The 18,798-nt window shown below is 73.7% G+C and carries 17 protein-coding genes; 2 read left to right on the forward strand and 15 right to left on the reverse strand.

Annotated elements, in window-relative coordinates; genetic code table 11:
• Positions 1-91: 91 nt before the first annotated feature.
• The 5 genes from DKT69_RS24170 to DKT69_RS24190 form a co-directional block, all read right to left on the reverse strand.
• Positions 92-1,765, reverse strand: coding sequence for a monocarboxylic acid transporter (locus DKT69_RS24170; RefSeq protein ID WP_109803790.1), 1,674 nt, complete (start codon positions 1,763-1,765; stop codon positions 92-94).
• The gene (locus DKT69_RS24175; protein WP_109803791.1) at positions 1,743-2,111 is read right to left on the reverse strand and encodes a DUF485 domain-containing protein; all 369 of its coding nucleotides are present in this window, start codon (positions 2,109-2,111) and stop codon (positions 1,743-1,745) included. The genes DKT69_RS24170 and DKT69_RS24175 overlap by 23 nt, the downstream gene beginning before the upstream one ends.
• Before the next feature lie 158 nt (positions 2,112-2,269).
• Positions 2,270-2,848, reverse strand: a complete 579-nt coding sequence (locus DKT69_RS24180; protein ID WP_109803804.1) for a flavin reductase family protein — start codon at positions 2,846-2,848, stop codon at positions 2,270-2,272.
• Between the two features lie 551 nt (positions 2,849-3,399).
• Positions 3,400-5,112 carry an ABC transporter permease gene (locus DKT69_RS24185; protein ID WP_236648195.1) on the reverse strand — a complete coding sequence of 571 codons (1,713 nt, stop codon included), beginning with the start codon at positions 5,110-5,112 and terminating at the stop codon, positions 3,400-3,402.
• The gene (locus DKT69_RS24190; RefSeq protein ID WP_109803792.1) at positions 5,097-5,861 is read right to left on the reverse strand and encodes an ABC transporter ATP-binding protein; all 765 of its coding nucleotides are present in this window, start codon (positions 5,859-5,861) and stop codon (positions 5,097-5,099) included. The genes DKT69_RS24185 and DKT69_RS24190 overlap by 16 nt, the downstream gene beginning before the upstream one ends.
• A gap of 218 nt (positions 5,862-6,079) precedes the next feature.
• Here DKT69_RS24190 and DKT69_RS24195 point away from each other — a divergent pair, with 218 nt between their 5' ends.
• The gene (locus DKT69_RS24195; RefSeq protein ID WP_109803793.1) at positions 6,080-6,424 is read left to right on the forward strand and encodes a VOC family protein; all 345 of its coding nucleotides are present in this window, start codon (positions 6,080-6,082) and stop codon (positions 6,422-6,424) included.
• A gap of 165 nt (positions 6,425-6,589) precedes the next feature.
• Here DKT69_RS24195 and DKT69_RS24200 read toward each other — a convergent pair whose 3' ends face one another.
• From DKT69_RS24200 to DKT69_RS24245, 10 genes are all read right to left on the reverse strand, one after another.
• Positions 6,590-8,230, reverse strand: coding sequence for a sodium/solute symporter (locus DKT69_RS24200; protein WP_109803794.1), 1,641 nt, complete (start codon positions 8,228-8,230; stop codon positions 6,590-6,592).
• Between the two features lies 1 nt (position 8,231).
• Positions 8,232-8,678, reverse strand: a complete 447-nt coding sequence (locus tag DKT69_RS24205) for a DUF485 domain-containing protein (RefSeq protein WP_236648196.1) — start codon at positions 8,676-8,678, stop codon at positions 8,232-8,234.
• A 30-nt stretch (positions 8,679-8,708) separates the two neighbouring features.
• Positions 8,709-10,274 carry a DUF4153 domain-containing protein gene (locus tag DKT69_RS24210; protein ID WP_109803795.1) on the reverse strand — a complete coding sequence of 522 codons (1,566 nt, stop codon included), beginning with the start codon at positions 10,272-10,274 and terminating at the stop codon, positions 8,709-8,711.
• A complete protein-coding gene (locus tag DKT69_RS24215) occupies positions 10,271-11,344 on the reverse strand; it encodes a HAMP domain-containing sensor histidine kinase (protein ID WP_109803796.1) in 1,074 nt (357 codons plus the stop codon). Before DKT69_RS24215 ends, DKT69_RS24210 begins: the two co-directional genes overlap by 4 nt.
• A complete protein-coding gene (locus DKT69_RS24220) occupies positions 11,341-12,018 on the reverse strand; it encodes a response regulator transcription factor (protein ID WP_109803797.1) in 678 nt (225 codons plus the stop codon). Before DKT69_RS24220 ends, DKT69_RS24215 begins: the two co-directional genes overlap by 4 nt.
• Before the next feature lie 143 nt (positions 12,019-12,161).
• Positions 12,162-12,860, reverse strand: coding sequence for a DUF5701 family protein (locus DKT69_RS24225; protein ID WP_109803798.1), 699 nt, complete (start codon positions 12,858-12,860; stop codon positions 12,162-12,164).
• Between the two features lie 64 nt (positions 12,861-12,924).
• A complete protein-coding gene (locus DKT69_RS24230) occupies positions 12,925-13,686 on the reverse strand; it encodes a LytR/AlgR family response regulator transcription factor (protein ID WP_109803799.1) in 762 nt (253 codons plus the stop codon).
• Complete coding sequence (locus DKT69_RS24235) at positions 13,683-14,906, reverse strand: sensor histidine kinase (protein ID WP_109803800.1); 1,224 nt, start codon at positions 14,904-14,906, stop codon at positions 13,683-13,685. Before DKT69_RS24235 ends, DKT69_RS24230 begins: the two co-directional genes overlap by 4 nt.
• A 33-nt stretch (positions 14,907-14,939) precedes the next feature.
• Positions 14,940-16,451 carry a sugar transferase gene (locus DKT69_RS24240; RefSeq protein WP_109803801.1) on the reverse strand — a complete coding sequence of 504 codons (1,512 nt, stop codon included), beginning with the start codon at positions 16,449-16,451 and terminating at the stop codon, positions 14,940-14,942.
• A 327-nt stretch (positions 16,452-16,778) separates the two neighbouring features.
• Entirely contained in the window at positions 16,779-17,639 is an 861-nt protein-coding gene (locus DKT69_RS24245) for an Fpg/Nei family DNA glycosylase (RefSeq protein ID WP_109803802.1), read from the reverse strand.
• A gap of 24 nt (positions 17,640-17,663) precedes the next feature.
• Here DKT69_RS24245 and DKT69_RS24250 point away from each other — a divergent pair.
• The coding region (locus DKT69_RS24250; protein WP_109803807.1) for a glycosyltransferase family 4 protein at positions 17,664-18,798 on the forward strand (1,135 nt) is incomplete at its 3' end.

Consider the following 18,798-nt stretch of genomic DNA (forward strand, 5'->3'; position numbering starts at 1 on the left):
GGCCAGCCTACTCAGCGTGCCTTTCGGGCGCGGTGCGGCATAGGGCGAGGGGCCCCGCCGGCGCGGCGGGGCCCCTCGTTCGGTCCGAGCGTCAGTGGGCCCCCGCGCCGGTGAGGGCGCGCACCTCCAGTTCCGCGTACTTGTCCTCGTCGTGCTCCTTGGAGAGCACGGTGCCGATCCAGCCGCAGAGGAAGCCGAACGGGATCGAGATGAGGCCCGGGTTGGACAGCGGGAACCAGTGCCAGTCGTGCTTGGGGAACATGGCCGTCGGCGCCCCGGAGACCACCGGGGAGAAGAAGACCAGCACCACGGCGGCGAGCAGCCCGCCGTAGATCGCCCAGACCGCGCCCGAGGTGTTGAACCGCTTCCAGAACAGGCTGTAGAGGATCGCCGGCAGGTTGCCGGAGGCGGCGACCGCGAAGGCCAGCGCCACCAGGAACGCCACGTTCAGGCTCTGCGCGTAGATCGACAGGGCGATGGCGATCGCGCCGATGACCAGGGCGGAGACCCGCGCGACGGTGACCTCCTGCCGCTCGGAGGCGTCCCCACGCTTGATCACGTTGGCGTAGAAGTCGTGCGCCAGGCTGGACGAGGAGGCCAGGGTGAGCCCGGCGACCACGGCCAGGATGGTGGCGAAGGCGACCGCCGCGATGATCGCCAGCAGGGTCGCGCCGCCCAGGCTGCCGCCGAAGAAGTCCCGGCCCAGCGCCTCGGCCAGCTGCGGCGCGGCGGTGTTGCCGGCCTTGTCCTGCGCGGTGATCGCCTGCCCGCCGACCAGCGCCGCGGCGCCGAAGCCGAGAGCCAGGGTGAGCAGGTAGAAGGTGCCGATGATGCCGATCGCCCAGAGCACGCTCTTCCGGGCCGCCTTGGCGGTCGGCACGGTGTAGAAGCGGATCAGGATGTGCGGCAGACCGGCGGTGCCGAGGACCAGCGCGATGCCGAGCGAGAGCAGGTCCATCTTGCTGTAGAAGGTCTTCAACGCGTCGCCGGGCGCCTCCACGCCGTACCGCAGCCCAGGTTCCAGGAAGGCCGAACCCTTGCCGGAGGCGGAAGCCGCGTCGCCGAGCAGCGAGGACAGGTTGAACTTGTACTTCGCCAGCACCAGCAGGGTCATCACGATCGCGCCGGTCATCAGCAGGAACGCCTTGACGATCTGGACGTACGTGGTGCCCTTCATGCCGCCCACGGTGACGTAGATGATCATCAGGGCGCCGACCATGATGATGGTCGCGACCTTGGCGGTGCCGGCGTCCATGCCGAGGAAGGTGGTGCCCGGCTTGATGCCGAGCAGCAGCGCGACCAGCGCGCCCGCGCCGACCATCTGGGCCAGCAGGTAGAAGATCGACACCGTGATGGTGGAGACCGCGGCAGCCGTGCGGACCGGGCGCTGGCGCATCCGGAACGCCAGCACGTCGGCCATCGTGTACCGGCCGGAGTTGCGCAGCAGTTCGGCGACGAGCAGCAGCGCCACCAGCCAGGCCACCAGGAAGCCGATGGAATAGAGGAAGCCGTCGTAGCCGTAGAGGGCGATGATCCCGGCGATGCCCAGGAAGGACGCGGCCGACATGTAGTCGCCGCCGATCGCCATGCCGTTCTGGAAGCCGGAGAAGGAGCGACCGCCGGCGTAGAAGTCGGTGGCCGTCTTGGTCTGTCGGCTGGCCCACACGGTGATGGCCAGCGTGATCGCCACGAAGATCAGGAAGAGCGTGATGGTGAGGTTGCGGGCGGTCGTGCTGCCCGCCTCAGCCGCGAGGACCGTGTTCATGGGTCACCTCCCCGATCTCGGCGCGGATCCGGTCGGCGACCGGGTCGATCCGCCGGTCGGCGAACCGGGAGTAGAGCCAGGCGATGACGAACGTCGAGACGAACTGGAGCAGGCCGAAGACGAGGGCGACGTTGATGTTGCCGATGAGCTTCGCGCCCATGAAGCCCCGCGCGTAGGCGGAGAGGATGACGTAGAGCGCGTACCACAGGAAGAACGCGACGGTCATCGGGAAGACGAAGCCGCGCAGGGCGCGCCGCAACCCGGCGAACTCGTCCGACCGTTGTACGGCGAGGTACCGCTCCGCGGCGGATTCGGCCGGCGCGGACGCGGGTGTGTCCGTGGACATCTGTGGATCACCACCTTCACAGGCGTGGGGAGTTTCGCGCACGGTAAGGAGCGCGCTCCCCGCCGGGGAAGGCCGAGATCGGCGTCGGTCGACGGTTGCGCCGAACGGTGGTCCGGCTGCGCCGAGTGACCCAGGTCACTCCGTTGACCGGTCGCCGCTCAGTCGGTCAGTTCGCGGTACCGGCCCCGGTAGTGCAGCAGTGGGGCGGTCTCCTCGACCAGGTCGACCGCCTCGATGACGGCCTCGACCAGCAGCCCCCAGCCGTACTCCCGGGCGCTGTCGAGCCGGCAGCCGGCCCACCCGCCGCCGTCGGCGGGGACCGGGCCGTAGGGGGTGTCGGTCCACGAGCCGGTGGCGAAGAGGCCGCCGGGGGACGGGAAGAGGCCGGCGAACCGGTCGGCGAGTTGACGGTGCGGCGGGCCCAGCGGGCAGACCGCGAAGCGGCCGGCCTCCTCGACCGCGGCCCACAGGTCCGACTCCGCGTCGATCAACCCGAGCAGCCGGTCCGGTTCGCCCTCGGCGACCAGGGTGGACGACACCGTCAGCCCGGCCGGCCCCGGTGCCGTCCAGAGGGTGACCGGGGCGGCGAGCCGCCCGCGCAGCCGGCGTACCGGTGAACGCTGCCCGGCCGGCACGGCGAACGGGTCGGTGTGGTGGATCTCGGCACCCGGCTCATGATTCACGTGAAACATTGTGCCGCCCCGGGCCCGCGCCCAGCCGAGGAAGCGGTCGTGCAGGTCGGCGGGCCGGGCGAGCCGCGCTGGCTGGCATGGGGCGGTGCGCCCCGCACGCCCGGCACCGCCACAACGGCCCCTCCAGGGGCCATTTGCGTCCCAGGATCTGCTCGGCGACCACTCGCGACCGCTCCGGCGTCTCAACCGGGAATGGGGAGCATTCGGATGAGCGTGATGACGCAGAGGCATATTTGTGCCTGAGAGGCATAACGCTCGCAGGAGTGGGTGCCTCCCCGCCACGACCCGCCTGGGCCCCGATCACCAGCGGCCGCCGTTCGCCCGCCACGTCTGCGCCGGGGTCAGCCCAGCCGGCCGGGTTGACAACCCGCAACATCCGACCGGAGACAGGAGGGCGGGCCGCCCCATCCGGGACGGCCCGCCGCGTCAACGCCTGCTCAGGAGAAGTCGACCAGGAAGTAGTAGCTCGCAGTGTGCGTCCATACCCCATCGGCCGTACGTCCGCGGACCCTCATGGTGTGCGAACTCGCCGAGGTCGGCGTGCAGTTGCGGTGGCAACCCCGGCCGGGTTCGCCGCCACCATCACCGCCTGGCCGTCATCGGCGGGGCGTGACAGCGGCGAGCAGCTCCGGCTGGCGGCGGTCCAGCACGTCCCCGGCCAGGTAGGAGCCGAGCAGCGCGGCCCCCAGCCCGTGGGCCACGCCGACCGGCAGGGCCAGCCAGAGCCACAGGTCGCCGAGCAGCGCCGCGGCCACCACCATCGGCACCGCCGCGGCCGCGGAGGCGACCATGGACAGCAGGGTGAGGAAGCTCTTCGCCACCCCGGCGCCGGTGTTCATCGCGAACGGGTTGCTCGTCTCCGGCAGCGCGTACGCGCCGAGCACCGAGACGAACGCGTTGATCGCCAGTCCGCTGCCGTACGCGGCGAGCAGCGCCCCGGCCATCACGCCCAGCCAGGCCGGGTGTTCGAGCAGCGTGGCGAGGACGACCGCGACCACGCCCAGGATCGGCACCACGTAGAGGGAGAACGCCGTCATCCGGGCCCGCAGCTCCAGCCGCCCGGGTACGCCGGCCACCACGTTCGCCGCGTACGCGCTGCCGTCGAAGCCGAACTGGTTGGCCAGGGTCACCGAGGCGAGCACCCCGACGAACAGCATCGAGAGGCTGACCAGGACCGGCGAGGAGTCGGCGGTGGCCTCGCCGAACGCCTGCCCGCCGTCGGTGGCGAGCCGGGAGCCGCCGAGGTTGACCATCACCGGCACGAAGACGCCGACCACCGCGATGGTGATCAGGTTGGCCCGTCGCCGGGCGTCCCGCCACCAGTAGCGGCACTCCCGGGCGACCAGCGCGCCGAACCGGTCCCGCCGGGCCCAGCCGACGGCGCGCGGGAAGAGCTGGGCGACCGCCCCGCCGGCGGGGCCCCGTCGGTCCCGGGCGGGACCGGCGCTGGCCGCGCCGACCATCGCCGACTCCAGCGACCGCGACCACCACAGCAGCAGCGCCCCGATGGTCAGCACGGTGATCAGCAGCTTCACCGGGCCGGCCCACACCCGCCCCTCGGCCACGTCGATGCCGGCGGTCCACGGCGCCCCGAACGGGGTCCAGCCGATCACCCGGGCCACCCCGGTCAGCCGGTCCCAGTCGGCCTGGCGGACCGCCGCCAGCACCGCGATCTGCAGCGGCCCGAGCAGGGCGGCGACCACCGCCAGCAGCACGGCGGCCAGGTCACGTACCCGGCGGGACCGGAGCATGGTGGCGAAGGCGCTGGTCACCGCGCGGGCCGCCGCCACGCAGAGCAGCAGCCCGGCGGCCACCCCGGCGACCGCGACCAGGCCGGCCGACCAGCCGCCCAACGCGCCGGCGGTGACCACCAGCCCGGACACCGCCACCAGCGTGGTCAGCACCGGCACGCTGACCAGGGCGGCCGCGAACAGGCCGGTGACCAGGGTGCGGCGGGTCAGCGGCAGCAGCGCGAACCGGGCCGGGTCGAGCGTCTCGTCCACACCGAAGAAGACCAGCGGCAGCAGCAGCCAGCCGAGCACCAGCAGGCCCCCGCCGAAGGCGGCGGTCAGCAGCGCGTACCGGGGCTCGCCGGCCAGGCCGGGTGCCGCCAGCGCGAAGAAGCCGCCGGTGGCGAACCAGAGACCGACCAGCACGCCGACCACGAAGAGGGCGATCCGCCAGCTTTGGCCGCGGAAGTTGTTGCCGAGCACCCGCAGCTTGAGCCGGACGAAGTGCGGGGCGGCGACCCGCCGGGCCGGCCCGGCCGGCGCGGCTGGCGCGGCCGGCTCGGTCACCGGGACAGCCACGACAGCTCCTCGCCCGTCGCGGTCCGCCCGCCGACCACCTCGACGAAGACCTCCTCCAGGGACCGGTCCCCGCGCACCTGGCCGAGCGTGCCGACCCGCTTGATGGTCCCGTCGGCGAGGATCGCCACGTGCGAGCAGAGCCGCTCGACGACCTCCATCACGTGGCTGGAGAAGACCACCGTGCCGCCGCCGGTGACGTACCGGTGCAGGATGTCGCGGATCAGCGCGGCCGACACCGGGTCGACCGCCTCGAACGGCTCGTCCAGCACCAGCAGCCGGGGGCCGTGCAGCAGGGCGCAGGCCAGGCCGATCTTCTTCTTCATGCCGGCCGAGTAGTCCACCACCAGGGTCCGGCCGGCGTCGGTGAGCGCCAGCACGTCGAGCAGCTCCGCCGCCCGCTGCTCGACCACCGCCGGGTCCATGCCGCGCAGCAGACCGTGGTACGCCAGCAGCTCCGCCCCGCTGAGCCGGTCGAAGAGCCGTACGCCGTCCGGCATCACGCCGAGCAGGCCCTTGGCCCGGACCGGGTCGGCCCAGACGTCGTACCCGAGCACCCGGGCCTGGCCGGCGTCGGGCCGCAGCAGGCCGACGGCCATGGAGAGGGTCGTCGTCTTGCCCGCGCCGTTCGGGCCGAGCAGCCCGTAGAAGGAGCCGGCCGGGACGTCCAGGTCGACCCCGGCGACCGCGACCTTCGTGTCGAACCGCTTGGCCAGGCCGCGCAACGCGAGCGCGGGGTGCTCTTGGGTCATGTCCCGACGTTAGTCCGCCGCCGCCAGTGATCTCTCCCGCCACGGGACGACCTCGATCTCCTACCCGGGCAGGAGATCGATGGCGGCCCGGGTGTGTTCCTCGAACCGCTCCGTGAGCCAGTTCTGCTCGTCCGCCGTTACCTTTCCTCCCCGCCGTCGGTCAGCAGTGTGACGGACCGGAGTGGTCCGAGGTGATACCGCGAGTGGAGGAGCGACGCGTGACGTCAGGCATGAAGACGATCATCTACCCGGTCCGCGATCTGGAGCGGGCGAAGGCGCTGTACGGCCGGCTGCTGGGCGTCGAGCCGGTTGTGGACCAGCCGTACTACGTCGGGTACGCCCTGGGCGGGCAGGACGTCGGCCTGGACCCGAACGGCTACGGCCAGGGGATGACCGGGCCGGTGGCGTACTGGCACGTGGACGACATCGAGGGGAGCCTGAAGGAGCTCCTCGATGCCGGGGCGGAGAAGGTGCAGACGGTCAAGGACGTCGGCGGCGGCAAGCTGGTCGCCTCCGTACGCGACGCGGACGGCAACGTGGTCGGCCTGATCCAGGCGCCCTGACGGGGACCGGATCTCGTCGGGTGTCACCGCCCCCCGGCGCCCGACGAGATCCGGGAGGATCACGACGACCTGACGCCCGAGGTCGGCGCCGTCGGGTGAGGTGTGGGCCCTGCCCGATCGGAGGCGCCCCGGCTCGGAGGCGCCCCGGCTCGGAGGCGCCCCGGCTCAGAGGCGCAGCGCTTCGGGGGCGTGCAGGCGCAGCATGGTGGCGCCGACGTCGGCGGGGAGCCGGCGCCGGGTGGCCAGCGACACCGCCACCATCACCGTGAAGGCCAGCGGCACGGTCCACGCCGCCGGCTGGGTGGTCAGCGTGGCTGGCCAGCCGCTCAGCGGTGGGCCGAGGACGGTGACCAGCACCGCCCCGATCGCCGCGCCGCCGCCCACCAGCACCCCGGCCGCCGCGCCGAGGTCGGTCAGCCCCCGCCACCAGATGCCCAGCACCAGCAGCGGGCAGAAGCTGGACGCGGCCACCGCGAAGGCCAACCCGACCACCTGGGAGACGTCCAGCCCGGAGACGTTCAGCGCGAGCACCGCCGGCACTCCGCCGGCGATCACCGTGGCCAGCCGGAAGCCGCGTACCGAACCGCGCCCGAGCACGTCCGTGGAGATCACCCCGGCGACGCTGGTGAGCAGCCCGGACGAGGTGGAGAGGAAGGCGGCGAACGCCCCGGCGGCGACCAGCGCGGCGAGCAGCCGCCCGGTCAGGCCGTCGCCGAGCGCCGCCCCGGGCAGCAGCACCACCACCGCGTCGGTCTGGCCGGTCACCAGCAGCTGCGGCGTGTAGATCCGGCCCAGCACGCCGTAGATCGTGGGCAGCAGGTAGAAGACGCCGACCAGGGCGAGCACCACCAGCGTGGTGCGGCGGGCCGCCGCGCCGTCCGGGTTGGTGTAGAAGCGCACCAGCACGTGCGGCAGGCCCATGGTGCCGAGGAAGGTGGCCAGGATCAGCGAGTACGTCGCGAACAGCCCGCGGTCGTCGTCCCCGGCGGTGTCCGGCAGCAGCCAGTCCGCCGCCTCGGTGGCCGTGCCGGAGACCTCCGGCACCGGGTCGCCGGCCGCGAAGGCCAGCCGGTCGCCGGGGCGTACCTCCCGGATGTCGCCGTCGGGGAGGGTGAGGGTCGCGCGGTGCTCGACCACGACGGTGGTCGCGGTCCGGAACGCCGGCCCGTCGGGCGGGGCCACCGCCGGGCGGGCGTCGGCCTGCCACTGCAACGTCAGGAAGATCGCCGGTACGGCCAGCGCGGTCAACTTCAGCCAGTACTGGAACGCCTGGACGAAGGTGATCGCCCGCATCCCGCCGAGCGCCACGTTCGCGGTGACCACCACCGCGACCAGCAGCGCCCCCACCGGGTAGGGCGAGCCGGCCACCGTGGCCAGGGTCAGCCCGGCGCCCTGCAACTGCGGCACCAGGTAGAGCCAGCCGATGAAGATCACGAAGACGGTGGCCAGTTTCCGCAGCCGGCGGGACCCGAGCCGCACCTCGCAGAAGTCGGGCAGGGTGAACGCCCCGGAACGGCGCAGCGGGGCCGCCACGAAGAGCAGCAACGCCAGGTAGCCGGCGGCGAAGCCGACCGGATACCAGAGCACGTCCACGCCGTACTTCAGGATCAGCCCGGCCACGCCCAGGAAGCTCGCCGCCGACAGGTACTCCCCGCCGATCGCGGCGGCGTTCCAGGTCGGGCTGATCGCCCGGGAGGCGACCAGGAAGTCGGAGGTGGTCCGGGCCAGCCGCAGCCCGTAGAAGCCGATCCCGACGGTGACCAGGGTGACCGCCACGATCGCCGGGACGACGAAGCCGTTGCCCACCTCAGCGCTCCGGCCGCTGGACCAGGTCGGTGAAGTCCTGCTCGTTCCGCTCGGCCAGCCGCACGTACGCCCAGCCGACGCCGATCAGGAACGGGAACGAGGCCACCCCGAGCAGCAGCCACGGCAGGTTGACGCCGAGCACCGTGACCCGGCCGACCGAGGGCGCGATGGCGAAGAGCCAGGGCAGCCCGCCGAGGGCGATCAGCACCACCAGGCTCAGCCGCACCGCCAGCGCGAGCTGGGCCCGGACCAGGCCCCGGACCAGCGCCTCGCCGACCCGGGTCTGCTCCGCAAGCTCGGCGCGGGTCCGCCCGGACCGGTCGTCCCGGCGGGACACCTCGGCCAGCACGATCCGGGTCCGCCGGGGCGGCTCGGCGACGCGCGGGGCCGGCACCGGGACGGCCGCGGCGGGCCGCCCCGGGCCGTCGTGCTCCCCCGGACCGGTCATCCCCGGAGTCTTGCCTGCTCAGCGGGAATGTCAAGGGCACGCCGTCGCGCCGGCCTCGGCCGGATCCGGGCCGAGCACCGCCCGGGCCTGCGCCCGGCCCACGTTCGCGGCCCGCCACCCGTCCTCGGGGAGTTGGGCGGCGATCTCCCGCAACGCGCAGGAGCGCATCGGCTCGGGCAGCCGGTCCAGCGCCGGTACGGCGTCCGCCGAGAGCCCGGACAGGTAGTCCACGTCCAGCCGGTCGATGCGCTGCCACCGGTCGACGTTCCAGTTCGCGATCAGCCGATCCGGGTTGACCACCGCGAGCCCGAGCAGGGCGACCACGGCCGCGCCCAGCGCCAGCCGGGGCAGCCACCCGCTCCGGAGCCGGACCGTGGCCACCCCGACCAGCACGAAGAGCAGCCCGAGCCAGAGCTCCGCCGTCGCCACCACCAGGCGTAGCCGGGTCGCCCCGTACGCGTCGGTGTAGACCCGCATCCGGTAGAGCGCCGACGCGACAACCACCAGGCTCAGCGCGGTCAGCCCGCCGACCAGCACCCGGATCAGCACCCGGTCCGCCCGGGTCCGCCGGGGTGCCCAGCGCATCGCGCCGGCGATCACCAGGAGGGTCAGCGCGGAGACCGCGAGCAGTTGCCAGAAGCCGCCCCGGGCGTACTCGGCGTAGGTCAGCCCGGCCGTGCGCAGCACGTGGCCGGAACCGCCGAACAGCACGGCGAGCTGCACCAGGACGAACGCGGCGAAGAGCGCGTCGAGCAGGGCCAGCGGCAGCACCCACTCCAACTGGCGGACCGCCCGGGCCGGCCCGACCCGCAGCTCCAGGTCGGGCGGCGCGGCCAGCAGGTACGCCCCACCGAGGAGCACCGCGCCCACCAGCAGCAGGCGGAACACCCAGCCGAACACTCCCGGGGTCGAGACGTCCGGCAGCGCCTCGGCCACCAGGTCGGCGAAGACCGCGTCGGCCGAGGAGAAGAGCAGCCCGAACAGCAGGAGCAGCGCGACGGTGATCCCGATGCTGGCCAGGCTCCGCCCGACGCCCGGGCCGCCCGGTCGGGCCCGGGGCAGCCCCCGGGCCGCCCAGGGCAGTGCCCGCAGGGTGGCGACTGGCGGCAGTATCCCGGCGGTCAGCAGGCCCAGCGGCGTACGCCCGCCCGCCACGGCGAGCGAGGCGGTGCCGAACGCGGCCAGCAGGCAGAGCGCGAAGAGCCAGCCGGCGGCGCGTACCGTGCCGACCCCGACCAGGGCGACGGTGGCGACCGCCCAGGCCAGCCGGGCCGCCCGGCCCGGCGCCCCCGTGGCGTCGGGACGGGCGGCCGTGCCGAGGGCGGCGGCCCCGGCGACGGCGGCCACCAGCCAACCCAGGCCGGGCCGGTCGAGCGGCACCACGGACGCGCTCACCCCGGCGGCCACCGCCACCGCCCCGAGCACCACCGGCCGGACGGCTCCGGTGGCTCCCGGCCAGCGCCGTTCCCACGCGGACGGCTGGGGCGCCGGGCCGGCCGGCGCGGGCTGCGCGGTGCGCTGCGGGCGCAGGCCCGCCGGGCCGGGCAGCACCAGCCGAGGGTCCACGGGCGGGCGCGGCGGGGGTGCGGTGGTCATGCGGCCTCTTCTCGGACGGGTTCGGTACGGGGCAGGGTGACCTCGATCCGGCAGCCGGGGCGAGTGCCGGGCGCGGCGGTGGGCGGGTCGGCCACCCGGATGGAGCCGCCGTGCAGTTCGACCACCCAGCGGGCGATGGCCAGACCCAGCCCGGTGCCGCCGCCGGCGGCCCGCTCGCCCCGGGTGAACCGTTCGAACACCCGGGAGCGTTCCGCCGCCGGGATCCCCTCGCCCTCGTCGCTGACCTCGACGTGCAGCTGCCCGGCCCGCTCCTCGGCGGCGACGAGCACGGTCCCGCCGGGCGGGCTGTGCCGGGCGGCGTTGTCGAGCAGATTGGCGAAGACCTGGTGCAGCCGCCACGGGTCGGCGCGCACGGTCAGCGGGGCGGCCAGCGGCCGGAGTCGGAAATGGACGTCCTGCCCGGTGCCGGCGGCCGTCGCGGCCGCGTGCTCCACCGCCTCGTCGAGGAAGTCGGCGACATCCATCCGGACCCGGCGCAGTGGCACCACACCCGCGTCGAGCCGGGACAGGTCGAGCAGGTCGGCGACGAGGTGCCCGAGCCGTTCGGTCTGGGTGAGCGCGGTACGCAGCGCCGCCGGCTCCGGGGTGGCGACCCCGTCGACCAGGTTCTCCAACACGCCTTGGAGGGCGCTGATCGGCGTACGCAATTCGTGTGAGACGTTCGCGATCAGCTCGCGCCGGCGCTGGTCGGCGGCGGCGAGGTCGGCGGCCATCTTGTTGAACGCGTGGGCCAGCTCGCCCACCTCGTCCCGCGAGGTGGCCCGCACCCGGCGGGTGTAGTCGCCCCGGGCCATCGCCCCGGCGGCGGTGGTCATCTCGCGCAGCGGGGAGGTCATGCCGTGGGCGAGCACCTGGGCGGTCAGCAGGGCGATGCCGATGGCGGTCAGCGCCGTGCCCGGCGGGAGCCAGCCGACCCCGTACCAGAAGTAGCCGACGGCGACCGCCCAGGAGGCGACCAGCAGGACGCCGAGCTTCATCTTGATCGAGCGGACCGGGTCGAGCGGTCGGGGCAGCACGCGGTTCAACCAGTCCACCACCCGGCCGGTCACGCGGACACCTCCAGCGCGTACCCGACGCCGTGCACCGTCCGGATGAGGTCCGCGCCGAGCTTGCGGCGCAGCGCCTTGACGTGGCTGTCGACCGTACGGGTGCCGGCACCGTCGGCCCACCCCCACACGTCGGCGAGCAGCCGTTCCCGGGGCAGCACCGTGCGCGGCCGGCCGGCCAGGTGCACCAGCAGGTCGAACTCGGTGGGGGTCAGGTGCACCTCGGCGCCGGCCTTGACCACCCGCCGCTCCGCCGGGCTGATCTCGATGTCGCCCAGTCGCAGGGCGGTCGGCGGGGCGGTCGTCGCCCGCTCCACCCGGCGCAGCAGCACGTGCACCCGGGCCGCCAGCTCGCGCATGGAGAACGGCTTGGTCAGATAGTCGTCCGCGCCGACCGCCAACCCGACCAGCAGGTCGGTCTCGTCGTCCCGGGCGGTGAGCATCAGCACCGGCACCGGGCGGTCGGCCTGGATCCGCCGGCACACCTCCAGCCCGTCGAAGCCGGGCAGCATCACGTCGAGGACGACGAGATCGTGCTGCCCGGCCCGGAACCGGTCGACGGCGCTCGGGCCGTCCCCGGCGATATCCACCGTGAAGCCCTCGGCGCGCAGGCGGGCGGCGACCGACTCGGCGATGGTTCGTTCGTCCTCGACCACCAGTACCCGGCGTTCCTTCATGGCGTCCGACTGTAGGGACCAGCCGTGGAGATCGGTGGCTCGCCTTGTGAACAACCTGTGGAGAACGCCTCACTCCTGTGGATAACCCGGTGGACGAGCGCGAGGTCGCTGTGGACAACGAGCAGGGCCGCCGACGCCGTGGCTCACTCCGGGCCGACCCGGACCGGGTGGGCGGTGGCGGAGCCGAGCCAGGTGTGCGGGTTGCCGTACCAGCACCAGCCCAATTTCGGCGCGCCCTGGCTGATCCAGAGCGCCGGCACGCGCTTGTCCCCACAGCGCGACCCGACCAGCGAGAAGCACCGGTTCGAGGCGAGCGCCGCCGGGTGCTGGGTGACGAAGGCGATCCCCTCGTCGATGGTGAGCGGCAGCCGGCCCTGGGCGGTCATCCCCTCCATGGCGGCGGCGGGCGCCAGGTTGCGGAACTCCTCGCCCCGGTCGACGTCGAAGAGCAGGTACGCCGGTCCGGCCGGCGCCTCCAGCTCCTTGATCGGATCGAACCGGGGCAGGTCGGCGGCGGGGAAGTTGCGGTCCAGGAAGCCGGGCTTGGGCTTGCCGGCCAGCGTGGTGAGCCCGAGTCGCGCCTCGACGGGCACCAGCTCGCGGGTGATCACCAGCAGGAAGGGCGCCCGGGCCTCGGTCGGCGGCCGGTGCTCGGCACCCCCGGGCGGGCCGGCGACGGCCGCCGCGCGCAGCGGGGTGACCAGCGCGGTGAACGCCTCCTCGGTGAGCCCGGCCAGCTCCGGGTAGCCGAGCCGGAGCAGCGTGGAGACCTGGCGGTCGAACTCGGCTTCGGCGTCGAACGGGTCGGTGGTCGAGGCGGTGGCGGACGGGGATTCGGACACGGCGACCTCCAGTTGTCGTACGGCGTACCGTACAGCGTACGCTCACCGTGAGGTTATTCCCGGTTCACCGGTTCCAGTCCTGCTTCGCCGCCCGGACCAGCTTGTCCTTCAGCTCCCGGGTGTGCCGGCGGCTCACCGGCAGCTCGGCCCCGTCGATCACCACCACGTAGCCGGAGTTGACCAGCCGCAGCTCGGCGATCAGCTTCAACTGCACTAGGTAGGACCGGTGGATCCGGACGAACCCGGCGTCGGCCCAGCGCTCGGCGAGGGTCGCCAGCGACACCCGGACCAGGTGCGAGCCGTCCGCGGTGTGCAGCCGGGCGTAGTCGCCCTGCGCCTCCACCCAGCGCACCGCCGAGCGGGGCAGCATCCGGGTCGTCCCGGCCAGCTCGATCGGGATGGTCGGGTCCTCCTCCGCCCGGGCCAGGGCGGCCGGGTGCGACGGCACCACCCGTGAGCCGATCACCCGGCGCAGCGACTCGGCCAGCCGGTCGGCGCGGACCGGCTTGCGCACGTAGTCGGTGGCGCCCAGGTCGAAAGCGTCCACCGCGCCGTCGTCGTACGCGGTGACGAAGACGATCGCCGGCGGCCGGGCGAACCGGCGCAGCACCCGGGCCAGCTCCATCCCGTCCAGGCCGGGCATCCGGATGTCCAGGAAGACCACGTCCACGTCGCCGTCGCGGAGCACCCGCAGCGCCTCGGTGGCGTCCCCGGCCGTGTGCAGCCGGGCCACCCGCGGGTCGGCCCGCAGGTGGTACGCCAGCTCGTCCAGCGCCGGCGGCTCGTCGTCCACGGCGAGCACCCGGAGGAAGCCCGTCGCGTTCATGAACCGGCCCGTACGCCGGGGTGGAACTTCGGCACCCGCATGCTCACCTTCGTACCCGAGCCCAGGCCGGTCTCGACGACCAGGCCGAACCGGTCCCCGAAGGCCGACCGGAGCCGCTCGTCGACGTTGGAGAGGCCGACGTGCTGGCCCGCGTCGTCGGTCGGGTCGCTGCCGGCGCCGGCCAGCTCGGCGATGCCGGCGGTCAACGTCGTCGGATCCATCCCCACTCCGTCGTCCTCCACCGTTATGTGGCATTCCGCGCCCGCGTCCCGGGCCTCGATGCTCACCATGCCGGTGCCCGGCTTGCGGGACAACCCGTGCCGGACCGCGTTCTCCACCAGCGGCTGGAGGCAGAGGAACGGCAGGGTCACCGGCAGCACCTCCGGTGCGATCTGCAACCGCACCTGGAGCCGGTCGCCGAACCGGGCCCGCTCGATGGTCAGGTAGCGGTCGATCGAGCGCAGCTCCTCGGCGAGGGTGGTGAACTCGCCATGCGCCCGGAACGAGTAGCGGGTGAACTCGGCGAACTCCAGGATCAGCTCCCGGGCCCGCTCCGGGTCGGTCCGGACGAACGAGCCGATCGCGGTCAGCGCGTTGTAGATGAAGTGCGGGCTGATCTGCGCGCGCAGCGCGCGTACCTCGGCCCGGGCCAGCCGCTCCCGGGACGAGTCCAGCTCGGCCAGGGCGAGCTGGTCGCCGGCCCAGTGCGCGGTCTCCAGGGTGGCCTGCACCAGCCCGGGCGCCGGCTGGCCGTCGGCGATCGCGACCAGCGCCCCGACCACCCGGCCGTCCGCGCTCAGCGGGGCCACCACCGCGCCGCGTACCGGGCAGTCCACCAGGTCGCACTGCAGCTCCGACTCGCGCAGCACCGTCGAGCGCCCGGCCGCCGCCGCCCGCCGGGCCGCCGCGAGCAGTTGGTCGCCGTGGTGCGCGCCGCGCCCGTCGAGGGCGAGCAGCACCTCCCGGTCGGTCAGGGCCAGCCCGGCCGCGCCCACCAGGGTCCGGAGGTGACGTACGGCCTTCGCCGCGCCCGCCGCGCTCAGCCCCGCGCGCAGCGGCTCGGCCGCCAGCCCGGCGGTGTGCAGCACCTCGTACGTGGCCCGCTGGGTCGCGGTGGCGATGCCCCGCCGGGCGCGCAGCCGGAGCACCGCCCAGAGCGCCGCGGCCAGCGCGGTGACCAGTGAGACGACGCCGAACCCGGCGGAGAGGTTGCCACCCACGCAGCGATCCTGACGGGTGGCGACCCTCCTGCGCTAGTAGGCGCCCTTGCGGGCCAGCACCACGCCCACCGTGCGCCACAGGATGCTCAGGTCGTACGCCAGCGACCAGTTGTCGACGTAGTAGAGGTCCAGCCGGACCGCCTCGTCCCAGGACAGGTCGGAGCGGCCGGAGACCTGCCACAGCCCGGTCATGCCCGGCCGGACCAGCAGCCGGCGGCGCACGTCACCGAGGAAGTCGCCGTCGTCGGCGGGGAGCGGGCGCGGCCCCACCAGGGACATCTCGCCCCGGAGCACGTTGATCAGCTGCGGCAGCTCGTCCAGCGAGGAGGCGCGCAGGAAGCGGCCCACCGGGAAGACCCGGGGGTCCTCCTTCATCTTGAACAGCATGCCGTCGGTCTCGTTCTGGTCGACCAGGCCGGCCAACCGCTCCTCGGCGTCCACGTACATGGTGCGGAACTTCCAGACCCGGAAGGTCCGCCCCTCGTGGCCGACCCGGGGCTGGCGGAAGAAGACCGGCCCGTTGTCGGAGATCCGGATGGCGATGGCGATGGCCAGGAAGAGCGGGGTCAGCAGCAGCAGACCCAACCCGGCGGCGACCCGGTCCAGCAGGTTCTTGGCCAGCAGGGCCGGGCCCGACAGGGTCGGCTCCTCGACGTACAGCAGCGGCAGGCCCTCGATGGGGCGGATGTGCACCCGGGGGCCGGCGATGTCGGTGAGCTGCGGGGCGACCACCAGGTCGACCCCGGAGCCCTCCAGTTGCCAGGCCAGCCGGCGCAGCTCGCCCGGCTCGGCGCTGGCCGAGCCGCAGACGGCGATGGTGTCCCCGCCGACCTCCCGGACCAGGGCGAGCACGTCCCGGCCGGCGTAGACCGGCACCGGGGTCTCCATGCCGCGGGCCGCGGCGTACCCGTCGGTGATGTGGATGGCCACCGGCACCAGCCCGGCGTCCGGGTTGCGGGTGACCGCGGTGTAGACCTCCAGCGCCTCCGGCAGGGTGCCCACCAGCACCATCCGGTGCCCGGCCTGGCCGGCCACGCGGCGGACCAGGTGCAGCACGAACCGGGCCATGAAGCGGCCGAACAGGATCAGCAGCAGCGCCCCGAGCAGGGCGGTGCCGACTGTCCACCGGGACAGCTCGGTCTTCGTCGCGAAGGCGATGAAGGAGACCGTGGCGGCGACCGCCACCCCACCCCGGACCACCCGCTTGAACTCGTCCGGCCCGAGCCCCAGGTAACGCCGGTCGTACGCCCGGTTGCCCCAGAGGCTGATCAGCCAGCCGAGCGGCAGCAGTAGGAACGAGACCGTGTGGAACCAGGTCGGGTCCTCGCGGGTGCCGGAGAAACCCGAGGCGGCCTGGTCGAAGGTCTGGATGGCGATCCAACTGGCGAGCGCCGCCGAACCGAAGTCGATCAGCAGCAGCACCGCGATGTAGGGGCGGTGCCAGCGGGAGACGCGGCGGCGGGCACGGGCCCACGCCGACCGGGGTACGCCGTTGTGCGACGGCGGAGTCGGCGGCTGGATCTCGAAGCTGTCGACGTGCCGCACGCTCTTGCTCCGGCCTGTGTTGGTTACCGGGCGCTGGAGGCTTGTCGTCACCTCAACCCATGTCCTCCCGCATGACACGCGCCCTCACTCGCGGTGAGGGCTCGAGTCGCCCACCGTTCCAGTCTCCCACGCGGGCTCCGGGCCGGACGGCGGCCCGAAGGACAACCCGCCCGGTGGTGCCAGCTTGGGATCCGGCCGGCTCCACACCAGTTTCGAAGCCGGGGACCGAGCCACTATACCGATGGATGGCGGCCCCGGTAGAGCCGCCGACCGGGAGGTTCGACGCGCCCGGGTCGATTCCTCTCCGTAATCGGGATGTGTCGTTACTCACCGTACGAGCCGCGACAACCGACGGTCAGCGAGCGGCTTGCCCCCGGTCTGACAGGTGGGGCAGTACTGGAGGCTGGAGTCGGCGAAGGAGACCTCCCGCACGGTGTCCCCGCAGACCGGGCACGGCAGCCCGGTCCGGGCGTGCACCTTCAGCCCGGAGCGCTTCTCGCCCTTCAGTTCGGCGGCCCGCTGGCCCATCGAGCGCCGGACCGCGTCGCCGAGCACCGTGCGGGTCGCCGCGTGCAGGGCGGCCAACTGGTCGTCGGCCAGCCGGTCGGTGATCGCGAACGGGGACAGCTTCGCGGCGTGCAGGATCTCGTCCGAGTACGCGTTGCCGACCCCGGCCAGCACCGACTGGTCGGTCAGCACCCCCTTCACCTGGCCGCGCCGGCTGCGCATCCGCTCGGCGAAGGTGGCCAGGTCGGCGCGGAGCGCGTCCGGACCCAGCTTCGCCACCCCGGGCACCTGCGCCACATCGGTCACCAGGTACGCGGCCAGCTTCTTCTGGGTGCCGGCCTCGGTCAGGTCGAAGCCGGAGCCGTCGTCGAGGCGTACCCGCAGGGCGATCGGGCCCTTGCCGGGGCGCAGCGGCGCGCTGGACGGGAACGCCTCCCGGTAGTGCAGCCAGCCGGCCCGGGCCAGATGCACCACCAGGTGCAGGTCGCCGTCGAAGATCACGTCGAGGAACTTGCCGTGCCGGCCGGCGTCGACCAGGGTCCGGCCGGCGACGGCGCTCGGCGCCGGGTCGTACGTCTTCAGGGCGCTGATCGCGGCGACCTCGACCCGGTCGACCCGCCGCCCCACCGCGCGCTCACGCAGGTATCCGGCGAGCGCTTCCACCTCCGGTAGTTCGGGCATCAGACAACGGTAGCCTTCTTTTCCGTGAGAATCGTGGTGGCGCACAACCGGTACCGGGAGGCCCAGCCTTCCGGCGAGAACACCATCGTCGACGCGGAGATCGCCCAGCTCACCGCGGCCGGGGTGGAGGTGCTGCCGTTTCTCCGCAGCTCCGACGAGATCCCGACGATGCCGAAGGCGGCGAAGGCCCTGCTGCCGATCTCGCCGATCTACGCCCCGAAGGCCCAGCAGGAGCTCAGCCGACTGCTCACCGAGCACCGGCCGGACGTGCTGCACCTGCACAACCCGTACCCGCTGCTCTCGCCCTGGGTGGTGCGGACGGCGCACAAGCACGGCGTGCCCGTGGTGCAGACCGTGCACAACTACCGGCAGGTCTGCTCCTCCGGGCTGTACTTCCGCGACGGCGTGATCTGCCAGGACTGCCGGGGCCGGGCGCTGGGCGTGCCGGCGATCGTGCACCGCTGCTACCGGGGGTCCCGGGCGCAGAGCGCGCTGATGGCCACCACGCTCGCCGTGCACCGCCCGACCTGGAAGTCCGTCGACCGGTTCATCGCGCTCACCACGGCGGTCGCCGACCACCTGCGCGACTACGGCATCCCGGACGAGCGGATCGTGGTCAAGCCGAACGCCATCCCCGACCCGGGGGCGCCCGCGCCGCTCGGGGAGGGCTTCCTCTTCCTCGGCCGGCTCTCCCCCGAGAAGGGGCTGGACCTGCTGCTGGAGGCGTGGCGCCGGCACCCGGACGGGGCGCTCGGCCCGCTGCGGATCGCCGGGGACGGGGAGCTGCGCCCGCTGGTCGAGGCGGCAGCCGCCGAACGGGCCGACGTCACCTTCCTCGGCCCGCTGGACCGCGCCGGGGTCCGCGCCGCGCTGGACGCCAGCGCGGTGGTGCTGGCCACCTCCACCTGGCACGACGTGCTGCCCACCGTGATTATCGAGGCGCTGGCCAGCGGCCGGCCGGTGCTCGGCACCGCGCTCGGCGGCATCCCGTACCTGGTCGGCGCGGACACCCCCCGCGAGCCCGCCGGCACCGGCCCGGCCGCCGTCGCCTCCGCCGTGCCCGGGGACGGCCGGGTCGCCCCGCCGGTCGGCATCGAGGCCGGCGAGGCCGGCTGGGTGGTCGCGCCGGAGCCGGCCGCGTTGGCCGCCGCCCTGCCCG

It is taken from the genome of Micromonospora sicca (assembly GCF_003172935.1).
In the GTDB taxonomy this organism is placed as follows: Bacteria; Actinomycetota; Actinomycetes; order Mycobacteriales; family Micromonosporaceae; genus Micromonospora; species Micromonospora sicca.

Bases quoted from the DNA above. Each gene is read 5' to 3' on its own strand.
- DKT69_RS24175 (WP_109803791.1), bottom strand. From the start codon at position 2,111: ATGTCCACGGACACACCCGCGTCCGCGCCGGCCGAATCCGCCGCGGAG.
- DKT69_RS24205 (WP_236648196.1), bottom strand. From the start codon at position 8,678: ATGACCGGTCCGGGGGAGCACGACGGCCCGGGGCGGCCCGCCGCGGCC.
- DKT69_RS24170 (WP_109803790.1), bottom strand. From the start codon at position 1,765: ATGAACACGGTCCTCGCGGCTGAGGCGGGCAGCACGACCGCCCGCAAC.
- DKT69_RS24210 (WP_109803795.1), bottom strand. From the start codon at position 10,274: ATGACCACCGCACCCCCGCCGCGCCCGCCCGTGGACCCTCGGCTGGTG.
- DKT69_RS24230 (WP_109803799.1), bottom strand. From the start codon at position 13,686: ATGAACGCGACGGGCTTCCTCCGGGTGCTCGCCGTGGACGACGAGCCG.
- DKT69_RS24190 (WP_109803792.1), bottom strand. From the start codon at position 5,861: ATGACCCAAGAGCACCCCGCGCTCGCGTTGCGCGGCCTGGCCAAGCGG.
- DKT69_RS24245 (WP_109803802.1), bottom strand. From the start codon at position 17,639: ATGCCCGAACTACCGGAGGTGGAAGCGCTCGCCGGATACCTGCGTGAG.
- DKT69_RS24220 (WP_109803797.1), bottom strand. From the start codon at position 12,018: ATGAAGGAACGCCGGGTACTGGTGGTCGAGGACGAACGAACCATCGCC.